Below are 17,693 nucleotides of genomic sequence, written 5' to 3'. Positions count from 1 at the left end.
GTCAGCGAATGCGCCGCCGCCGAGACTTCATCCCGGAGGATCTATGAAAATCGACAGCCCGCAGTTGGTTCGGTCAGAGTCGCAGCGTTACGTTGGGTCGGCATTCCCGCGTTGGCCCATCACTTCTGTGAGGAACGGACAGGAAGAGCGAAGCGTGTCCCGAGCGGATTTGAACCCTGGAAGTCACAGCCCGCGAAGCGAACGCAGTGAGCGAGCAGGAATGTCTTCCTCCGGTTCAAATCCGCGTTGGCCCACTGTTTTGCTGCGACCAATTGACGATTAGCAAGTCGTATCTCGAGCGGATTCGAGCCGTGTCAGTCGTGGCCCGCGCAGTGAACGGAGTGAGCAGGACCGCCTCCCGCTGGTTCACAATTCGCGTCGACTCGCTGTTCTGTATGAAAAAACGCACTTGTAGTACTCGGTGTCGGAGGGGAGATTCTGCGCCGAGAGCGACTCTATCGTTCGGTATTGGTGGACGGGCGCGTGTACTAGCCGTCGACATCTATTTGTAGTGGAAGACGGTACCTGCCCCCATGGTTCGAACACGTCGTGCCGTGCTGGCAATGGGTGCTGCAAGCCTCTCGGCCGTTGGAGGGTGTCTGGGTGGTGGTGGGAACGACAACTCCGGCGACGGAGGCGGTGGCGGTGGCGGCGGCGGTGGCGGCGGAGGAGGGGGCGGTGGCGGCGGAAACTCCGGGCCGTTCCCCGATCACACGGACGTCACGGACATCTTCTACGAGAAAGACGAGACCATCGAGATCCCCGGCGGGGAGTTCACGGGGTACGAGATGGAGTTCGAGAACGGCGGCGCCCTCAAGTACAACTTCACGGTCACGAGCGGCCCGGCTATCGACGTCCTGATGATCCGAGACGGGGAGTTCGGCTACTTCAAGGACGGTCACAAGGTGAACTACAACTCGGCCCACAGCGTCCAGAAGAGCAAAGAGGGTAGCTCCTCGGCCGGTATCAGTTCGGGAAGCTACCACCTCGTATTCGACAACTCCGAGATGGCGAAGGCCCAGCCCCCGACGCCAGAACCCACGCCCACGCCGACGCCCACACCCGAGTCCACTGCGGAGTCGACGGACTCGACAGACTCGACGGACGCCGACTCCGGGACGGATTCGTCGGGCGGTTCGTCGAGCGTCGACGCGACAGCGACGGTCGAACTGCAGATCACCGGTGGTCAGTAACGGCGGCCGGCGGGCGAGGCGTCGCGAGCGCGGGACCGACTGATAGCCCAAATACTCAAAACACTTCACCCCCGAGTGTAAACCGACAACTCATGCCCACAGTCGAAGTCTCACTGCCGGAAGACGTATACACGAAGCTCGAACGAATGACCGAAGAGGAGTTCGTCAGCCGCGAGGCCGCCGTCGAGGAACTGCTCTCGATGGGTCTCGACGCGTACACGCGGGACACGGGCGAGGAAGTCGCGGAGACCGACATGGCCGACGAGTTCGCCGACGACATGTGGGACACCGCCGAAGACCCCGGGATGCGCGAAGAAGACGACGACTTCTCGTTCTGACTCTCGCGCGGACGCGGTCGGGTTTCTCGCTTCGCCGCTCTCCCAGCGACAGGTCTCCGTGGACGAGCCGCCGGGAGCCTCGTCGGACCCCGACGCCGTCGGCGAAATTCTCCCCGATACTCCGTCACTTTCGGCCGGTCTTCGAAACCTTCAATTATCCCTGTCCTCAACTCGAAAGTGTAGCAAGCACGGGAGGGTTGGTGGTCTAGGTTGGTTATGACACCTCCTTGACATGGAGGAGGCCGGCGGTTCAAATCCGCCCCAACCCATTTCTACTGGAGCAACACCGCGAGAGCCGGCTCTGGCTCTCGCATCTGCTCCAGCGTAACTGGTTCGGCGGATTTGAACCCTGGAAGACGACCGGAGTGAGTCTTCATCCGGTTCTATATCCGCCCCAACCCATTTCTGATGGCGCAAACCGACGAGCGGTGCGAGTCAGTCGGCCTGAAATCCGGAACGAAGGAGCAGCTATTCCACGCCAGCGTCGGGATCACGGTCGCGGAGCATCGACAGGAGCACGTCGGTGAATCCCCGGGAGTCGGCGGCCTCGACGACGCGCGTTTCGGCGGGGGCACCGGTGGCCCCCTCGACGTCGACGCTGGTGTAGCCGCGGGTGAGCCCCTCCCGTTCGTCGACCGCGACCGCGTAGGTCTCGACGCGCTCGCGGAGTTCAGGGTACGCGAGGAGGGCGGTCGTCAGTCCGTCGGGCTGGGTGATGCCGTCGAGTCCGTCGGCTTCCCCGCGGGCGCGAACGGTCTTGGTGACTTCGAGGAAAAAGTCCGCGAGGTCGGTGTCCATGCCGGCGACGGCGTCGAGCGCGTCGGCGCCGAACGAAGTCCGCAGGCAGAGACCCCAGTCGACGAGGGTCACCTCGAAGGCGTCGACGACGCGCGCGGCCGCGTCGGGGTCGGCCCAGAAGTTGAACTCCGCGTCGGGCGTGACGTTGCCCCGGCAGTTGACGGCGCCGCCCATCACCCACACCTCGTCGACGAGGTCGGGGAGGTCCTCTTCGCGAGCGTGTGCGAGCGCGAGGTTGGTGAGCGGGCCGATACAGAGTAGCGTGACGTCGCCGGGCGAGTCGCGACAGCGGTTGACGATCTCGTCGGGGCCGAACCCCTCGGCGGAGTCGATCCCGGTCTCGGGGTGGAGGTCGCCGCCGAGGCCGCCTTCGCCGTGGATCTCGGTGCTGTGTTCGTGCGACTTCAGGAGCGGGCGCCGGGCGCCCTCGTAGACGGGGACGTCCTCCGAGTCGACGAGCGAGAGCGTGTACTTGGCGTTCTCGACCTGGCGGTCGAACGGGACGTTGCCGGCGACGACGGTGACGGCCTCGACGGAGAGCCGCTCGGTGAGGACGGCCAGGGCGAGCGCCTGCGTGTCGTCGCCCGCGGTGTCCGTGTCGACGATGACGCGTCGCATACTCCGGGTTCGCGCTCCGGCCATAAGCCGTTCGGGGTCGGCGAGGAGGCCGGTCGAAGCCGAGAGATGTTTTACACGGGCCGTCGAACGGTCGAACGAGAATCGATGGCAGACGACAGTGACGATCCGACGGTGCCGGTGATCTGCGCGGAGTGCGAGACCGAGACCGAAATCGCGCTCGACGACGTCGCCGAGGCGGTCGACCGACACAACGACCGGCTCCACGACGGCGACGCGGTCGCGCAGGTCGACCCCGCGCTCGCCGACCAGGTGCGCGACCTGGTCGCCGAAGACCTCGGCCTGTTCGACGACACCGCTCAGGACTGACTCCAGTACCGATTCACCGACCCGGCGACGACGACTCCGAACGCCGCGGCGTTCTCTGGGACCCACCTCGCTCGGGAGCGCCCTGGTCGAGCCGTCGGGCTGGCACTCCAGACGCGGTGGCGACGACCGTCTCCTGCCGATAAATCGCCCAAATCCCGGTTAAACCGGTTTGAGCGTGCTCCCCCTTCATTTCGGTGCGGATCGAGATCGGGAACGGGCGCCACCTGGCGTCCCGGAGACGACCATGTCAGCCACACCTGTGCCGACGACGGCTTCGACGAAAGCGAACTCGTCCGGTCCCGGCAGCGACCGTCGCCTCTCGGGAGGTGGCCGCGACGAGACGACGGCTATCGGTCCGTGCCGCCACTGCCGGCGGCGCGTGCCGGCGACGGTTGTCTGTCGGGCCTGCGGGTTCGATACCTCCGTGGAACGCAACCGACGCGATCGATTCGTCTGGGGCCTCCTCGGGACGCTGCTCGTCCTGAGTGTGATTGGCGCGCCGCTCGGGGCGGCGCTGTGCTGGAAGGCGTTCGGCCACCACCGTGCGATGACCGGCCGGGTTGTCGCGGACGCGGACCGATCTGGCCCGTCGTCGACGACGGTCCGACAGGAGCCTGCCGAGGCCGAGACGGCGACCGACTTCCCCGAGGGGGAACCCTGAGGTGTCGATGCGCTGTCGGAACTGCGAAATTCGCGGGGATCTGCTCGGCGAGGACCGCGACTGGTTCGTGTTGAACGACGCCGCAGCGTCGCGTCGACTCTACGAGTGTCGCCACTGCGGCCATCGGCAACGTCGCAAAGACGCCAGGCACTGATCCGCTCGAACTCCCCGCTACGTGGCCGCTCAGAGCACCGTTCCGTGTTTCTTGTTCGGTCGGTCCTTCTCGACCGTCTCGTAGAAGGCGAAGCGCGCGGCGAGTTCCTCGCGCAGGTCCGACGGCGGGACGATCTCGTCGATGACGACCTCGCTGGCCATTCGGTGGACGTCGATGTCCTCGCGGTAGGCCTCGCGGAGTTCGCGTTCGCGGCGCTCGCGCTCATCGGGGTCGTCGATCTCGTCCAGTTTGTTGGCGTAGACCGCGTTGATGGCCGCTTCGGGGCCCATGATCGCGATCTCGCCCGACGGCAGGCCGAGCGTCGACTCGGGGTCGTAGGCGGGGCCGGACATCGCGTAGATGCCGGCGCCGTACGCCTTGCGCACGACGACGCACTGCTTGGGGACCGTGGCCGCGGAGGTGGCGTAGATCATCTTCTTGCCCGCCTCGAGGATGCCCTCCTTCTCGACGTCGGAGCCGGCCATGAACCCGGGGGTGTCACAGAGGTACAGCAGCGGGACGTCGAACGCGTCGCACTTCCAGACGAACTCCGCGGCCTTGCGGGCGGCGTCGGGGAAGATCGCGCCCGCCCGCTTGGCGGGCTGGTTGGCGACGACGCCGACGGGTCGGCCGTCGATGCGGGCGAAGCCCGTCAGGATCTCCGCGCCGTACTCGGGCTGGAGTTCGAAGAACGAGTCGGCGTCGACGACCCGCTCGATCACTCGCTCCATGTCGTAGCCCCTGTTGGGTTCCTGGGGGACGACGCCGTCGATCCCCACCGGCGACTTCGCGGGCGCTCGCCCCTCGGTTTGCGGCGGTTTCTCGTCGCTGTTGTCCGGGAGGTAGGAGATCAACTGCGCGACCAGATCCCGGGCGTGGTGTTCGTCCTCGGCGACGAGGTCCGCCGACCCCGAATGGCGAGTGTGCACGTCGGGACCGCCAAGGTCGTCGAGGTCGATCTGTTCGCCGGTGACCATCTCGACCATCCGCGGGCTCGCGATCGCCATCGCGGACATGCCCTCGACCATGACGGTGAAGTCCGCGAAGACCGGGGTGTAGGCCGCGCCGGCGATGCAGGGGCCGTAGAGGACGCAGATCTGGGGAACCCGTCCGGAGAGCATCGAGTGGTTGTAATAGTATTTTCCGATTCCCTCGCGGTTGGCGAAGAAGCCGGTCTGCTGGTCGATGCGGCCGCCCGAGGAGTCCATCAGGTAGAGGACCGGGCGGCCGGTCTTCAGCGCGCGCTGTTGCATCCGGAGGAACTTCTCGACGCCGTGCTCGGCCATCGACCCCGCCTTGACGGTGAAGTCGTTGGCCATGAAGTGGACGTCCCGGCCACCGAACTCGGCGGCGCCGGTGATCAGCCCGTCCGCGGGGAGCCTATCGTCCGAGTCCTCGTCCGTCTCCGGCGAGTTGGCGTGCCAGGCGTCGAAGTTGGCGAACGTTCCGTCCTCGAAGCGCAGCCCGGACGGGTCCTCGACGGCTCCCTCGGTGGTGTCGTCGGGGCCGCGCTCGCCGGGGACCGGGTCGGAGTCACCGAACCACAGCTCCAGCCGGTCGCGGACGAAGAGTTTCCCCTGCTCGGCGAGGCGGCGGCGGTACTTCTCCGGGCCGCCCTCGCGGATGTCGGCGATCTCCTCGCGGAGCGCGCGCTCGCGGGCCGTCGGTCCGAGGTCCTCGTCGGACACCCCGTCGGCGGCAGCCGCGGACCCGGAGTCCTCGTCGTCGAGGTCGTGGACGACGGCGGGGTCGTCCGCGTCGCCGATGAACACCTCGACGTGTCCGTCGCCGGGGACGTGTCGCTCCAGTGCGGAGGCGATCGCTTCCGCCTCGTCGACGGTCGCCTCCTGGGCGATTCGAACTCGCATACCTCCCCCGTCGCACGCTAGCGGTAAAATATGCCGCCCCGTCGACTGGTCGGGGAGCGCCCCCGGTCTGCGATTGTCGGACCCGCAGCTTTCAAAGTTGATACCCTCGGGCGACCGGTTAAGTAGGTGAACGGTCAATCTCGCGTCAATGCGTCTCCGGTCGCTCTGTCTGGTTCTCCTCCTCGTGAGCGCCGTCGCCGCGCCCGCTGTCGCCGGCGGGGCGGCGAGCGGGGCCGCCGGCGAGGGGCCGACGGTCGACGTCTCTATCGGATCGACCGCGATCGCGAACGGCGACACCTACGAGACCGGCGACGACGTGACGCTCGCGATCAACGCCTCGGTTGGCGCCGACGCGGCGGCGGGCACCGCGCTCTCGGAGATCGTCGTCCGGGTCAACGGCGAACGCGTCCGCTCCATCGCGGTCAACGGCAGTTCCGCCTCCGAACGGGTCGAACCGGAACTGTCGAACGGGGGCAACGACGTCAGAGTGATCGTCACCGACGACGCGGGCGAGGTCGACGCGACGGCGTTCACGGTCGACAAGGACGCGGAAGCGCCTCACGTCTATCTGACCAGTCCGTACGAGACGGCCCCGTGGAAACCCATCGCCGACGGGACGACGAACGGGTCGGCCGCGACGATCGCCGGCAACGTCATCGAGGATTCGTCGGTCGAGAAACTCCGTATCACCCGCGAGTTCGACGGCGAGACGTCGACGCGCGTCCTCCGCGACGTGGGCGAGAACTTCTCGGTCGAGATGGTCCTGGGGTACACCGGCGGGAACGAGAGCGGGACCAACGACGTCCGGGTCACCGCCACCGACGAGTTCGGAAACGTCCGCCTCTACGCCTTCTCAATCGACGTCACCGACGACCGCGCTCCGCGGATCTCGCTCGAACCGTTCCCCAACGAGACGACGAGCAACCGGATCTTCCTCGCCGGCACCGTCGAGGACGACGTGGGGATCCGCGAGGCCAACCTGACGGTCTCGGGCGTCGACGGCAACGTCACCGACACCGAGTCGATAGCCGCCTCTCGCACCAGTCGCCTCGACCCCGACCGGCTCTCGAAGTCGTTCAACGAGTCGATCTACGCGCTCTATCCCGGCACCTACGAGGCGACGGTCACGGTCACCGACATCACCGGCAAGCAGACCACCCGGACGGTCACGATCGAGCGGCGGCCCCACGAGGAGCGCGACGTCGCGCCCGAGATCGCGATCGACCGCGACAGGACCGTCGTCATCGGCGCCGAGCGGCTCTTCCTCAGCGGCGTCGCCTACGAGGGCGTCACCGAGCGCCTCGTCGTCGAGACGCGCCGCGCCGACACGGACGAGACTCTCGACTACCAGGTCGTCCACTCGGGGTCGCGCCGCGACCGGGTCGAGTTCGACCGCGAGGTCGCCATCGCCGCGAACCGGACGGTCGTGATCGTCCGCGCCACCGACGGGAAGGGCGTCGAGCACACCGAACGTTTCGTCGTCGACGGCGACACGCGGGAGACGTTCGTCGACGAGGCCGACGGCGGCGACGGCGGCGATACCGACGACTGGCCGCGAGTGAGCGTCGAACCGCTCCAGGACGGCCGCGCGGGCACGGCGAGTTCGGCGGTGACCGTCCGCGGCGGCGTCGCCGGGACGACCGTCTCGATCCCCGACGCGGACGGCCCGAACGCCGTCGCCGCCACGACGAACATCTCCGTCGACGGCCTCTCGCTCGGTCTCGCCGCCGACACCAACGTCACCGCGACCGTCGTCGCCCGGGAGCGAGCGGGGTCGGCCCTCAGCGCACCCGACGGCGCGACGCCCGCCGCGACCGTCACCGTCCAGCACTCCGTCGACGGCGCGACGGTCGACGGCGTCGCTCTCGACCTCACCGTCCGCCGGGCGTACCTCGACGCCCACGGTCTCGACCCGTCGAACCTCTCGGTCTATCGCAGCTCGGACGGGAACTGGTCGGCCATCGGGACGACGCTGGTCGAGTCCAACGAGACGCACGTCAGCTACGCCGTCGACTCGCCGGGCCTCTCCGTGTTTTCGCTGGCGACCGAGCCCGCGCTCGCGGACGGGAACGGCACGGCTGGTAACGGCACCGCTGGAAACGGAACGGCAGGCAAGGGGACGGCGAGCGACGAGGCGGCCGGCAACGAGACGGCGCCGAACGGGACCGACGGTGACGGAGGGGATGGCCCGGCGGCGCAGATCATCGTCAGCAACGTCACCGTCAACCGGACCGCGGTCGCCGTCAACGAGTCCGTCGCGGTCAACGTCACCCTCGCGAACAAGGGCGAGGGCGACGGGACGTACACGGCCGGGCTCCAGACGCTCCACGGCATGAACGTCTCGTTCGTCGGCAAGGAGTCGGTCGCGGTGCCAGCGGGCGAGCAACGGGAGGTCGGGTTCACGACCGCGTTCGCGACGGAGGGCAACCACACCGTGATGGTCAACGGCACCCAGGCCGGCCCGGTCGTCGTCGGAGGCGGCGGCGGCCTGCTCTCGTTCCTGTCGTTTTTCTCGTTCCTCTCGTTCCTCCCGCTCCGGCTCATCGGGATGGCGCTCGGCGGCATCCTCGGACTGCTGCTCGTGCTCGTCCTCCTGCGGTTCGTCCTCGGGAAGGTCGGCGGGGACGGCGACAGCGCGAGCGGGTGAAAACAGCGAACGGGAGAAACCAGCGGGGGAGAGCGGTTACGACAGCTCGGCTTCGACTCGGTCCACGAGGTCCGTGTTCCCGAGGTAGACGGGGCTGCGCTCGTGGAGTTCGTCGGGGTCGGTCTCGAAGAGGTCGCCGTAGCCGTCGGAGGCGCGGCCGCCGGCGGCGGAGACGACGAAGCTTACCGGCGCGCACTCGAAGCAGTAGCGGAGCTTGCCCTCGGGGGCGTCGACCAGTTCGGGGTAGGCGAAGACGCCGCCGTGGGTGAGCACCTGCATCACGTCGGCGATGAACGCGCCGCCGTAGCGGAGTTTCAACCGATCGGCTTCCAGGTCCTCGACGGCCGCGGTGACGCCGTCGGTCCAGTCCGGACGGCGGCCGCCGAAGGCGTAGACGGTCGGGTCGTCGGGCAGGGTGAGGTCCTCGCGCAGGAGTTTCCGACTCTCCGCGCTGTCGGCTTCGATCAGATACTCGTCGACGGAGTCGCCGTCGGAGACGACCATCGTGGTGTTGGGGCCGTAGAGGACGAACGCGGCGGCGACGAGATCCGAGCCGCTCGTCGGGACCGGTTCGTCGTAGACGCTGACGATGGTGCCCATCGGGTTGTTCGACGTGAGGTTCGAGGAGCCGTCGAGCGGGTCGAGCGCGAGGTGATACTCACCGCCGTCGTCGGCGGTCCGCGCGGACTGGCGTTCCTCGGAGGCGTAACTTCCGACGGAGTCGAGCGCGAGCAAGCGCTCGCAGAACAGCTCGTCGGCGTACTCGTCGGCGGCGCGGACCTTCTCGCCGCTGGGGTTGTGTCCCTCGACGTACGCGCGGCGCTCGGGCAGCGCCGCGCGGACCTCGCTCGCGGTGTCTCGGACCACGTCGAACACTGCGTCGACGGTCGGGTGCCCGACCCAGTCGGCCGAGGGCGGGAGTTGCTGGCTCATGCTTTGGGGGGTGCCGCGTTGAGCGCCTCGTCGACGGAGGCCTCCTCGTAGATGACCTTCTCGAGCGCGTCGAGGATGCGCCGCGGGTTCTCGCGCTGCCAGACGTTGCGGCCGACGGCGAGACCGGCGCCGCCGGCGTCGATGACGCTCTCGACGTTCTCGAGGAACTCACGGTCGTTCTTCTTCGACCCGCCGGACATGATCACCTTGGTCGGCCCCGCCATCCGGTTGACCCGTTCCATGGCCTCCTTGCTCCCGGGGTACTTGACCTTCGCCACGTCGGCACCGAGTTCGAGACCGAGCCGGGCGGCGTAGGCGATGACGTCGTCCTTGGTGTCGTTCTTGACGCCCTGGCCGCGGGCGTAGGACCACATCACGACGGGCAGGCCGTACTCCCGGGCCGTCTCCTGGACCTCGCGGAACTCCTCGAACATCTCGACCTCGCAGTTCGTGCCGGGGTAGACGGTGAAACCGATGGACTCGGCGCCGAGCTCCTCGGCGGCGTACTCCACCGAGCAGTTGACGGCGCTGTCGGGCTCGCCCATCCAGAGGTTCGAGGTGCCGTTGAGCTTGGCGAGCAGGGACACGTCGTCCTCGTAGGAGGGGTAGTAGGCCTCGGCGACGCCCTTGCCCACCGCGAGCGACGTGACTGCCGGGTGTGTGGCGACCTCGAAGACGTGTTCCGGGTTCGCGCTCTCGGGCTGGGGGTCGAAGTCCACCGGCCCGTGCTCGATACCGTGATCGTACGCCAAAACGAGTACCTTCCCGTCCCGCGTGACCGGAGCGTCGTCGATGGGTCGCATTACGAACAATCGTACACGGAGCGGCGTTATATATCTTCTTTCTGACACTATTTACTACTGCCCGAGTAAACGATTGAGCCGTGCGACGCACCCACACGCCCTCTCGTGGCCGAAATCGACCGATCGATCGAACGTGGCAATTACTCCGCAACCAAACTTCAGCTACGTGACCGGTTCTCGGATGGCGGCGCGCCGTCAGCGAGGGCGGAACGCGGTTCCGGGACTGGGCGCCAGCAGGCTTACGCCGGGGGCGGACGGAGCGTGGGACATGCGCGAACTCGACACCATCGACACCGTCGGCGTCGTCGGCGCCGGCACCATGGGGAGCGGGATCGCTCAGGTCGCTACGCAGTCGGGGTACGACGTCGTCCTCCGCGACGTGGCCGACCACCTCGTCCAGCAGGGGATCGAGACGCTCTCCGGCGGCCTCGACCGGCTCACCGACAAGGGGGAGATCACCGCCGACGAGGCCGACGCGATGCGCGAACGCGTCGACGGGACGACCGACCTGTCCGACCTGGCTGCGGCGGACGTCGTGATCGAGGCCGTCGTCGAGGAGATGGAGGTCAAGCGGGAGGTGTTCGCCGACCTCGACGCAGTGACCGACGACGACGTCGTGCTGGCGACCAACACGAGCACGCTCTCGATCACGACCATCGCCAGCGCCACCGACCGGCCCGACCAGGTCGTCGGCCTGCACTTCATGAACCCCGTGCCGGTCATGCGGGGGGTCGAAGTCGTCGTCGGCGAGCGGACCGCCCCCGACGTCGCGGCGTTCGCCCACGAGTTCGCCGAGGCGCTCGGGAAGGAGACCTGGGAGTCCGACGACAAGCCGGGGTTCGTGACGAACCGCATCCTCATGCCGTGGATCAACGAGGGGATCCGCGCCTACGACGAGGGCGTCGCCTCGAAGGACGACATCGACCGCGGGATGGAACTCGGCACGAACGTCCCGATGGGGCCGCTCGAACTGGCCGACCACATCGGCCTCGACGTCTGCCTGCACGCCTCGGAGACGCTCCGCGAGGAACTCGGGGACCGCTACCAGCCCGCCTACCTGCTCAAGCGGAAGGTCGAAGCGGGCGACCTGGGGAAGAAGTCGGGCCGGGGCTTCTACGAGTACGAGTGAGCGGTCGGCTCGGCCGGCGAGGCTGAAAGCGCCGTCTGATCCTCCGGAACGTCCTTTAAACGCGGGCGAGACGAACGGACGATGGCAGCCCTCCGCCCCGTCGTCCTCACCGTCCTCCTGCTCGGCTGCTCGCTCCTCGCGGCCGTCCCGGTCGGTCCCGCGAGCGCGGCGCCGCCGCCCGAAGCGATCTGTGGCGTCTGCGGCGACGGCTTCGAGTCCGCCGCCCCCGATGCAGGGGTTCCGTTGACCGTCGAGCGCGGCGTCGCGACTATCGACGTCCGCGGGAACGGGACCGGCCACTGGCACGCGCGCGTCCGGGTCGACGGCGGCGCGGCCGACCGATTCGCAGCCAACGAGACGCTCCGCGAGCGGGTCGTCCGCGCGAGCCTCGACCGACGGACGGTGGTCGACGACCCGCGGAACCTGCGGACGCGCGTCGAGAACGACACGCTCGTCGTCGATCTCGACGTGGCCGGCGTCGCACACCGCGGCACGGGCGGCGTCGTCCTCGTCGACCTGTTCGACTGGCGCACCCGCTCGGCCGGCCTCCGGTTCGATGCCGACGAGTTGCGGATCCGCGGACCGACCGGGACCGCCGTGACCCAGGCGCCGTCCGGTGGGACCGTCGATGGCCGGTCGGTCGTGTGGTCCTCGACCGAGTCGGCCGGGTTCGGCGGCGACACTCACCTGGCCTTTGCCCCCTCCGACGGAGTGGTCGCACAGGGGTTGACGACGGTCGCGATCGTCGGGTCCGGGGTCGGTCTCGCCGGGCCCGGCGTGGTCCCCCTCGGCGCCCTTCCCGCGCTCGCGCTCGCCGGGGCGGTGCTGGCGCTCCGTCGGTGGGACCGCGCGCTCCCGACCGTCGATGCCCGACTCCTCGCGACGGGGATCGCCGGCGGCGGTGCGGTCGCCGCCGCGGTCGCCTCGGTGTCGCTGGTCACGTCGCTCCTCCTCGAGGCGCCCGTCGCCGAAACGGTCGCCTCGTTCGCCGCGCTGTACGCGCTCGTCGCGGTGGGAGCGCTGGTGCTCGACCGACCGTCGCCACGAGTCGCGCTCGGCTGGACGCTCGGGGCGGCGGCCCTCGTGGCGGCGGCGACGAGCGCGGTCTCAATCGTGGCCTTCCAGACGGCGCTCCTGTCGATCCCCGCCGCTCTCTGGTTCCCGCTCGGTCGCGCACGAGGGGTCGACCGCGGGACGGCCGCGTTCGTGGCCGTCGTGCTCGTCCTCTCCCCGTTCGGGGCGGCCGTCCTGTTCCACCCGCCGGCGTCGGCGATCCTGGCGCTGCTCGGGTCGCTATTCACGACGATCCCCTGGGCCGCCGCGACCGTCTGCTTCGGCGTCCCGCTGTACCTCCTGGGTCGCGAGTACGGTCGCACCGGTCGAGGGGCCGGCCAGGTGGGCCCCTCGTCGCGCCAGCCGTCGGCGACGGCCGACTCACCCGAGGGGTCTGACGAGCGTCAGACGCGCCGGAACTGAGCGCCCTTCATCAACCCTTTGATTTCGACTGGAAAATCGCAAGACAGTGATGCGACTCAATCTGTCATCGTTCCTGTCGAAACGCACCTTCCGAGCGGTCCCCACCGCGACCCTGTGGGCCGGAACTCACGGCGGCTGGGTACGTCAAGAGTGTTTCGATAGTACACGGAATCCGCGCGAGCGGTGGGAGTGGCGAGACCGCGGTGCTGCCGTCACCAGCGGTGGTGGACGTAGTCGGCGACGTGCTCTTCGTAGATGTCGCGGACAGCGCCGTGAGTCTGGTGAGAGAGCGGGGCGAGTGCGGCGGCGTCGTCGTTCTCGCCGACGTGTTCGGGCGTCGTCGATCCGGGGATCACGGTGGAGACGGCGTCGTGGTCGAGGATCCAGCGGAGCGTGAACTGCGCCATCGTCGCGTCCTCGGGGACGAACGGGCGCAGGTCGTCCACGGCGCGCAGGCCGTCCTCGAAGGGGACGCCGGCGAACGTCTCGCCGCCCTTGCGACCGACGCCGGCCTCAACGCCCCCCTCGGCGGCCGTTCGCCGGTGGTCGCCCTCGCCGAAGTCGTCGATGCCCTCGAAGGCGTCGGCGAGCAGGCCGGAGGCGAGCGGGACGCGCACGATGATCCCGACGTCCTCGTTCGACGCCCGCTCGAAGAAGCGCTCTGCCGGGCGCTGGCGGAGCGGGTTGAAGATGATCTGCACCGTCTCGACGACGTCGTACTCGATTGCCTTCGACGCTTCCTCGACCTTCTCGACGCTGACGCCGGCGTGTTCGATCTTCCCCTCCTCGCGCAGGTCCTCGAGCACCCGGAAGTTCTCGGGGTCGTAGAACGCCTCGGTCTCCGGGCAGTGCAGCTGGACCAGGTCCAGCGAGTCGACGCCGAGGCGGTCGAGCGACCCCTCGACGGAGGCGCGCAGCCCCTCCTCGGAGTGACCTTCGTCCTCGTCGGGCGCGGCCTTCGTCGCGACGTAGATGCGCCGGTCGGGGTCGCGCTCGTCGAGGACCTCGCCGATGAGCCGCTCGGCGCGGCCGTCGCCGTACACCTCGGCGGTGTCGAGGAAGTTCACGCCGTCGTCGAGCGCCGTGCGGATGGACTCCTTGGCTTGCTCGTCGGTCACGTCGCCCCAGCTTGGGCCGACGTTCCACGTGCCCAGACCGATCTCCGTGACGTCGTATCCCGTCGAACCGAACTGTCGTGTGTCCATGGTCGGATCGACAGACGGTGGCGCGAAAAAGGTGGGTAATCCGGTCCGTTCTTCCCCGTTCCGCGGTCGGTCGTTCCGGACCACGCGGCGGTCGGTCGTTCCGGACCACGCGGCGGTCGGTCGTTCCGGTTCTCACAGCGGTCGGTCACGTCGGACCACCGGCGGGGCTCCCCAACCTATTTCGACGTGAATCGGGAACGAACAGACGTGCCAGACGACACCGACACCGCGTCCGCGGGGGCCGGCGCCGACCCGGAGGACGCCTTCGCGCTCATCGGCAACGAGACGCGGGCGGCGATCCTCCGCGCGCTCGGCGAGACGCCCCACGAGGGCGTCTCCTTCTCCGACCTCCGGTCCCGCGTCGACGCGGAGATGGACAGCGGACAGTTCAACTACCACCTCTCGCAGCTCGTCGGGCAGTTCGTCGACCGCGACGACGATGGTTACACGCTCAGGTCGGAGGGGCTCGCCCTCTACCGGCAGATCCGCGCCGGGACGTTCAACCGGCGGGCGACCGTCGAGCCGTTCGAGATCGGTCTCGACTGCTACTTCTGTGGCTCCCTCGTCGAGGGCGAGTACGAAGACGGCACCTTCGAACTGACCTGTTCGGGCTGTGGCCACGTCTACGCCCACACCCAGTTGCCTCCCAGCGCCGTCGAAGGCGCCGAGACCGACGAACTGCTCGACCGCGTCGACCAGTACAACCGCCACCGGATGCTCGCGTACGCCCGCGGCGTCTGCCCCATCTGCGCCAGCGCGCTCGATACCGCGCTCGTCCCCGCCGAGGACGTCTGGAGCGATGGCAGCGACCGCCTGGACGTGTTCGTCGACCTGGACTGCGGTCACTGCGGTGCCGACCACTTCCTGTCGGTCGGACTCGCGGTCCTCTACGAACCCGCGGTCGTCTCCTTCTTCCGCGACCACGGCACGGACGTGACCAGCCTCCCCCACTGGGAACTCGAATGGGCGATGACGGACGAGTTCCTGGGCGTGCGCTCGACCGACCCCTGGGAGGTCGCGCTGGAAGTCGAGCGCGACGGCGAGACGCTGGAACTCGTCGTCGACGAGGACCTGGCCGTCGAGGCGCGACGGTCGTGAGGCCGTCGCCGGTTACTCCTCCCCGCCGACCGGCTGTGCCCGACTCGTCTCCGCGACGAACAGGACGCTGTCGAGTTCGCGACCGAGTCGATAGCGAGTGAAAAACTCCGTCCGGTCGTCCTCGTCGTGGAACACCGCGCCGATGTGGTGGCAGGTGTGGTAGTCGTCGAGCCACTGGTCGAGGCGGTCGTCGTCTCGGGCAGCAACCACGTCGACGAACAGCGGGTCGCCGTCGAGCGCCCGCATCGCCTCCTGGAACTGGACCGGCGCGTCGACCGGTCCCGAGTCGTCGTCCGGCGATTCGCGCTCGTCGCTGGACCCTTCGCTCTCGCCGCCGTCTCCGTCCGACGCTCCGCCGAGTCCGAGCGGTAGTTGGTCGGCGAGCGGCGGCGTCGACCACTTCTGGAGGCCGCCGTCGGCGTCTGCCTCGGGGTGAGGGAACGCCTGAAAGGAGCCGCCGCCGAACTCGAAGCCCAGCGCGTGGTAGTCGTCGCCGAAGCGGTCGGCGAGGTACCCGCCCATCGGGTCGAACTGTTCCCAGGCGCCGCGCGTCGCTCCTTTCTGGATGTGGGCGTTGTGCGCCCAGAGCGCGACTGCGTTGCCGGGGCCGTGGTCGTGGATCCACGCGACGTTCTCGGCCATGAACTCGTCGCGGAGTCCCTGTGCCTCTCGCGGATCGTCGGCCTCGTGCATCTCTCTGGCGAGCTCGTAGGTCTGCTCCAGTGTCCGGCGATGCTGCCGGGCGAATTCGACCCGCTCCGGCGACGTCGCGTCGGCATAGTCCGTCGCGTGACTGTCGAGCCGGTCGTCGAGCTTCCCGAGCAGCGATCCGGTGCTCTCCAGCTGATCCAGGCCGATCGGCGTGTGCTCGCCGTTGCTCTCCTCGCTCTCCAGCGGTGCGAGGCTGTCCTCGACCTCGTTCAGGAACGCCGGGTCGGCTTCGGCGAGGAACTCTCGCAGGGCCTCCGCTGGCCCCTGCGTGAACTGCAGGTCGACCCCGTAGAAGCGGACGCAGTCGGCAGGCGGGCGGTCCGCGTTGAACTCGCGCATCCACTCCACCATCGCGAGCACTTCCTCTGTGTTCCACGTCCAGAAGTACATGCCGTCGAGCGCTTCGCGCGGGTCGCCCTCGCCGCGGACGACGTAGTCGTCGACAGCCAGCGCCTCCGAGAAGTTCGCCTCGATGGCGAAGGACCGATACCCGAGCTCCTCGACGAGGAGCCGGACGAGCCGGTGTTTCAGCTGGAAGAACTCGCGGCTGCCGTGGGTCGCCTCGCCGAGGCCCACGACCGCCACGTCAGCGAACCGGTCCGCGAACGGTCGCAGATCCGCGAGGGTGGCCGTCGGATCTGTGGTCGCGAGTTCGCTCGTCACCGACTTCAGTCGATCGAGCAATACTGCCTCATCTGTCATTACATAATCGTGACAGCGGGCCAATTTAAGCGAGCGGAAAGCGACAATTCTACCGTGAACGAGCTACGCCTCGTCGGCGCGCTCCGCTCGCTCGCGGCTGACGGCCCAGACGCCGGCGGCCATCAGCGCACCGCCGGCGGCGAATCCCGGTCCGAGGTGTTCGTCGAGGAAGACGGCGCCGAGCGCGGCGCCGACGACCGGCTGGGCGAAGAAGAAGACGGCGACGGTCCCCGCGGAGACGTACGCCAGGCCCGTGTACCAGAGATACCACGCGGCCGCCGTCGACGCCAGTCCGAGGTAGGCCACGGCGAGGAGCGTCGGCCCGGACCCGAGGAGCGTCGGACCGTCCAGCGGGACGTCGCCGAGGCCGTACCCCAGCGCGGCGAGTTCGACGACCGAGAGGACGCCGAGCATCGGCACCGACGCGAGCGTCGAGTAGGTCGCGGCGGTCAGCGCCGAGTACCGGCGGACCAGTGGCGCGCCCCAGACGGTAAAGCCCGCCCAGGCGACGCTCGCGACGAGGAGGAGCGCGACGCCGAGGGCGTTGCCGGCCGCGATCCCGCCGAGGTCGTACTGTCCGGCGAGGACCACGACCGTGCCGACGCCGGCGAGCGCGATCCCGAGCGCTTTCGTCCGGGTGACGCGCTCGCCAAGCACTGCGGCGCCGAGCCCGACGGTGAACACGGGCGTCAACACGGTCAACAGCGACCCCTGGCTGGCGTTCGTGAGGTCGGTCCCGAGGAACTGCGTCGCGATAGTGAGCGTCACCCAGCCGCCGAGGGCGACGAATCCCGGCCAGTCACCGCGCGCGACGCCCGACCCGCCGTCGGTCGCGGCCGAGGACCGCGCGTTCCCGGCCCGGAGCACCGCGAGGAGCGCGGCCCCGCCCAGCGCGACCCGGAGAAACCCGAGGGTGACGGGCGGTATCACCGAGAAGCCCCACTTGCTGACGACGTACATCCCGCCCCACAGTCCCGCGGCTGTCAGCGGGCCGAGGGCGAACGCGTATCGTCTGAGTCCGGTCACGTGTGT

15 protein-coding genes and 1 tRNA gene are annotated in these 17,693 nt (G+C 68.7%); 9 read left to right on the top strand and 7 right to left on the bottom strand.

Annotated features, from left to right (window positions below; genetic code table 11):
* The first annotated feature begins 533 nt into the window (after nucleotides 1-533).
* The 3 genes from ACMGFE_RS24430 to ACMGFE_RS24420 all read left to right on the top strand — a co-directional run bounded on the left by ACMGFE_RS24430 (nucleotide 534) and on the right by ACMGFE_RS24420 (nucleotide 1,800).
* Entirely contained in the window at nucleotides 534-1,193 is a 660-nt protein-coding gene (locus tag ACMGFE_RS24430) for a hypothetical protein (protein ID WP_436927883.1), read from the top strand.
* A gap of 92 nt (nucleotides 1,194-1,285) precedes the next feature.
* On the top strand, nucleotides 1,286-1,531 hold the full coding sequence (locus ACMGFE_RS24425) for a DUF7120 family protein (protein ID WP_274324979.1): 246 nt from the start codon (nucleotides 1,286-1,288) through the stop codon (nucleotides 1,529-1,531).
* Between the two features lie 194 nt (nucleotides 1,532-1,725).
* Nucleotides 1,726-1,800: transfer RNA gene (locus tag ACMGFE_RS24420), tRNA-Val, on the top strand.
* A 199-nt stretch (nucleotides 1,801-1,999) separates the two neighbouring features.
* On the opposite strand, the gene ACMGFE_RS24415 is transcribed toward ACMGFE_RS24420, so the two are convergent.
* The gene (locus tag ACMGFE_RS24415) at nucleotides 2,000-2,947 is read right to left on the bottom strand and encodes a nucleoside hydrolase (RefSeq protein ID WP_436927882.1); all 948 of its coding nucleotides are present in this window, start codon (nucleotides 2,945-2,947) and stop codon (nucleotides 2,000-2,002) included.
* Nucleotides 2,948-3,052: 105 nt separating this feature from the next.
* Between ACMGFE_RS24415 and ACMGFE_RS24410 the strand changes: the two genes are divergently transcribed.
* A complete protein-coding gene (locus ACMGFE_RS24410) occupies nucleotides 3,053-3,274 on the top strand; it encodes a DUF8149 family protein (RefSeq protein WP_436927881.1) in 222 nt (73 codons plus the stop codon).
* Nucleotides 3,275-3,698: 424 nt separating this feature from the next.
* A complete protein-coding gene (locus ACMGFE_RS24405; RefSeq protein WP_436927880.1) occupies nucleotides 3,699-3,935 on the top strand; it encodes a hypothetical protein in 237 nt (78 codons plus the stop codon).
* Between the two features lie 183 nt (nucleotides 3,936-4,118).
* Here ACMGFE_RS24405 and ACMGFE_RS24400 read toward each other — a convergent pair whose 3' ends face one another.
* Nucleotides 4,119-5,957 (bottom strand): acyl-CoA carboxylase subunit beta, encoded by a 1,839-nt coding sequence (locus tag ACMGFE_RS24400; RefSeq protein WP_436927879.1) that lies wholly within the window; start codon nucleotides 5,955-5,957, stop codon nucleotides 4,119-4,121.
* Nucleotides 5,958-6,105: 148 nt separating this feature from the next.
* On the opposite strand from ACMGFE_RS24400, the gene ACMGFE_RS24395 reads away from it, so the two are divergent.
* Nucleotides 6,106-8,604: a hypothetical protein gene (locus ACMGFE_RS24395; RefSeq protein WP_436927878.1), complete on the top strand. Its 2,499-nt coding sequence runs from the start codon at nucleotides 6,106-6,108 to the stop codon at nucleotides 8,602-8,604.
* Between the two features lie 36 nt (nucleotides 8,605-8,640).
* Here ACMGFE_RS24395 and ACMGFE_RS24390 read toward each other — a convergent pair whose 3' ends face one another.
* Complete coding sequence (locus ACMGFE_RS24390) at nucleotides 8,641-9,537, bottom strand: class 1 fructose-bisphosphatase (protein ID WP_436927877.1); 897 nt, start codon at nucleotides 9,535-9,537, stop codon at nucleotides 8,641-8,643.
* Nucleotides 9,534-10,340 (bottom strand): class I fructose-bisphosphate aldolase, encoded by an 807-nt coding sequence (locus ACMGFE_RS24385; RefSeq protein ID WP_436927876.1) that lies wholly within the window; start codon nucleotides 10,338-10,340, stop codon nucleotides 9,534-9,536. The genes ACMGFE_RS24390 and ACMGFE_RS24385 overlap by 4 nt, the downstream gene beginning before the upstream one ends.
* 268 nt (nucleotides 10,341-10,608) lie before the next feature.
* On the opposite strand from ACMGFE_RS24385, the gene ACMGFE_RS24380 reads away from it, so the two are divergent.
* Nucleotides 10,609-11,469, top strand: coding sequence for a 3-hydroxyacyl-CoA dehydrogenase family protein (locus tag ACMGFE_RS24380; protein ID WP_436927875.1), 861 nt, complete (start codon nucleotides 10,609-10,611; stop codon nucleotides 11,467-11,469).
* Between the two features lie 81 nt (nucleotides 11,470-11,550).
* A complete protein-coding gene (locus ACMGFE_RS24375) occupies nucleotides 11,551-12,945 on the top strand; it encodes a hypothetical protein (protein ID WP_436927874.1) in 1,395 nt (464 codons plus the stop codon).
* A gap of 212 nt (nucleotides 12,946-13,157) precedes the next feature.
* On the opposite strand, the gene ACMGFE_RS24370 is transcribed toward ACMGFE_RS24375, so the two are convergent.
* Entirely contained in the window at nucleotides 13,158-14,150 is a 993-nt protein-coding gene (locus tag ACMGFE_RS24370) for an aldo/keto reductase (protein WP_436927873.1), read from the bottom strand.
* A gap of 207 nt (nucleotides 14,151-14,357) precedes the next feature.
* Between ACMGFE_RS24370 and ACMGFE_RS24365 the strand changes: the two genes are divergently transcribed.
* Nucleotides 14,358-15,248: a winged helix-turn-helix domain-containing protein gene (locus ACMGFE_RS24365; protein WP_436927872.1), complete on the top strand. Its 891-nt coding sequence runs from the start codon at nucleotides 14,358-14,360 to the stop codon at nucleotides 15,246-15,248.
* 12 nt (nucleotides 15,249-15,260) lie between these two features.
* Here ACMGFE_RS24365 and ACMGFE_RS24360 read toward each other — a convergent pair whose 3' ends face one another.
* Both ACMGFE_RS24360 and ACMGFE_RS24355 read right to left on the bottom strand, forming a co-directional pair.
* Nucleotides 15,261-16,661, bottom strand: coding sequence for an erythromycin esterase family protein (locus ACMGFE_RS24360; RefSeq protein ID WP_436927871.1), 1,401 nt, complete (start codon nucleotides 16,659-16,661; stop codon nucleotides 15,261-15,263).
* A gap of 63 nt (nucleotides 16,662-16,724) precedes the next feature.
* Nucleotides 16,725-17,687, bottom strand: a complete 963-nt coding sequence (locus tag ACMGFE_RS24355; RefSeq protein ID WP_436927870.1) for a DMT family transporter — start codon at nucleotides 17,685-17,687, stop codon at nucleotides 16,725-16,727.
* Nucleotides 17,688-17,693: the final 6 nt, after the last annotated feature.

Origin of the sequence: Halosimplex amylolyticum (assembly GCF_051414035.1) — an archaeon.
Taxonomy (GTDB): Archaea; Halobacteriota; Halobacteria; order Halobacteriales; family Haloarculaceae; genus Halosimplex; species Halosimplex amylolyticum.
This window is presented reverse-complemented; position numbering and strand designations above follow the sequence as displayed.

What these genes read in the sequence shown, in the direction of transcription:
- ACMGFE_RS24360 (WP_436927871.1), bottom strand. Translation starts at nt 16,661, where the DNA reads ATGACAGATGAGGCAGTATTGCTCGATCGACTGAAGTCGGTGACGAGC.
- ACMGFE_RS24375 (WP_436927874.1), top strand. Translation starts at nt 11,551, where the DNA reads ATGGCAGCCCTCCGCCCCGTCGTCCTCACCGTCCTCCTGCTCGGCTGC.
- ACMGFE_RS24425 (WP_274324979.1), top strand. Translation starts at nt 1,286, where the DNA reads ATGCCCACAGTCGAAGTCTCACTGCCGGAAGACGTATACACGAAGCTC.
- ACMGFE_RS24430 (WP_436927883.1), top strand. Translation starts at nt 534, where the DNA reads ATGGTTCGAACACGTCGTGCCGTGCTGGCAATGGGTGCTGCAAGCCTC.
- ACMGFE_RS24370 (WP_436927873.1), bottom strand. Translation starts at nt 14,150, where the DNA reads ATGGACACACGACAGTTCGGTTCGACGGGATACGACGTCACGGAGATC.
- ACMGFE_RS24395 (WP_436927878.1), top strand. Translation starts at nt 6,106, where the DNA reads ATGCGTCTCCGGTCGCTCTGTCTGGTTCTCCTCCTCGTGAGCGCCGTC.
- ACMGFE_RS24410 (WP_436927881.1), top strand. Translation starts at nt 3,053, where the DNA reads ATGGCAGACGACAGTGACGATCCGACGGTGCCGGTGATCTGCGCGGAG.
- ACMGFE_RS24390 (WP_436927877.1), bottom strand. Translation starts at nt 9,537, where the DNA reads ATGAGCCAGCAACTCCCGCCCTCGGCCGACTGGGTCGGGCACCCGACC.
- ACMGFE_RS24380 (WP_436927875.1), top strand. Translation starts at nt 10,609, where the DNA reads ATGCGCGAACTCGACACCATCGACACCGTCGGCGTCGTCGGCGCCGGC.
- ACMGFE_RS24385 (WP_436927876.1), bottom strand. Translation starts at nt 10,340, where the DNA reads ATGCGACCCATCGACGACGCTCCGGTCACGCGGGACGGGAAGGTACTC.
- ACMGFE_RS24415 (WP_436927882.1), bottom strand. Translation starts at nt 2,947, where the DNA reads ATGCGACGCGTCATCGTCGACACGGACACCGCGGGCGACGACACGCAG.
- ACMGFE_RS24400 (WP_436927879.1), bottom strand. Translation starts at nt 5,957, where the DNA reads ATGCGAGTTCGAATCGCCCAGGAGGCGACCGTCGACGAGGCGGAAGCG.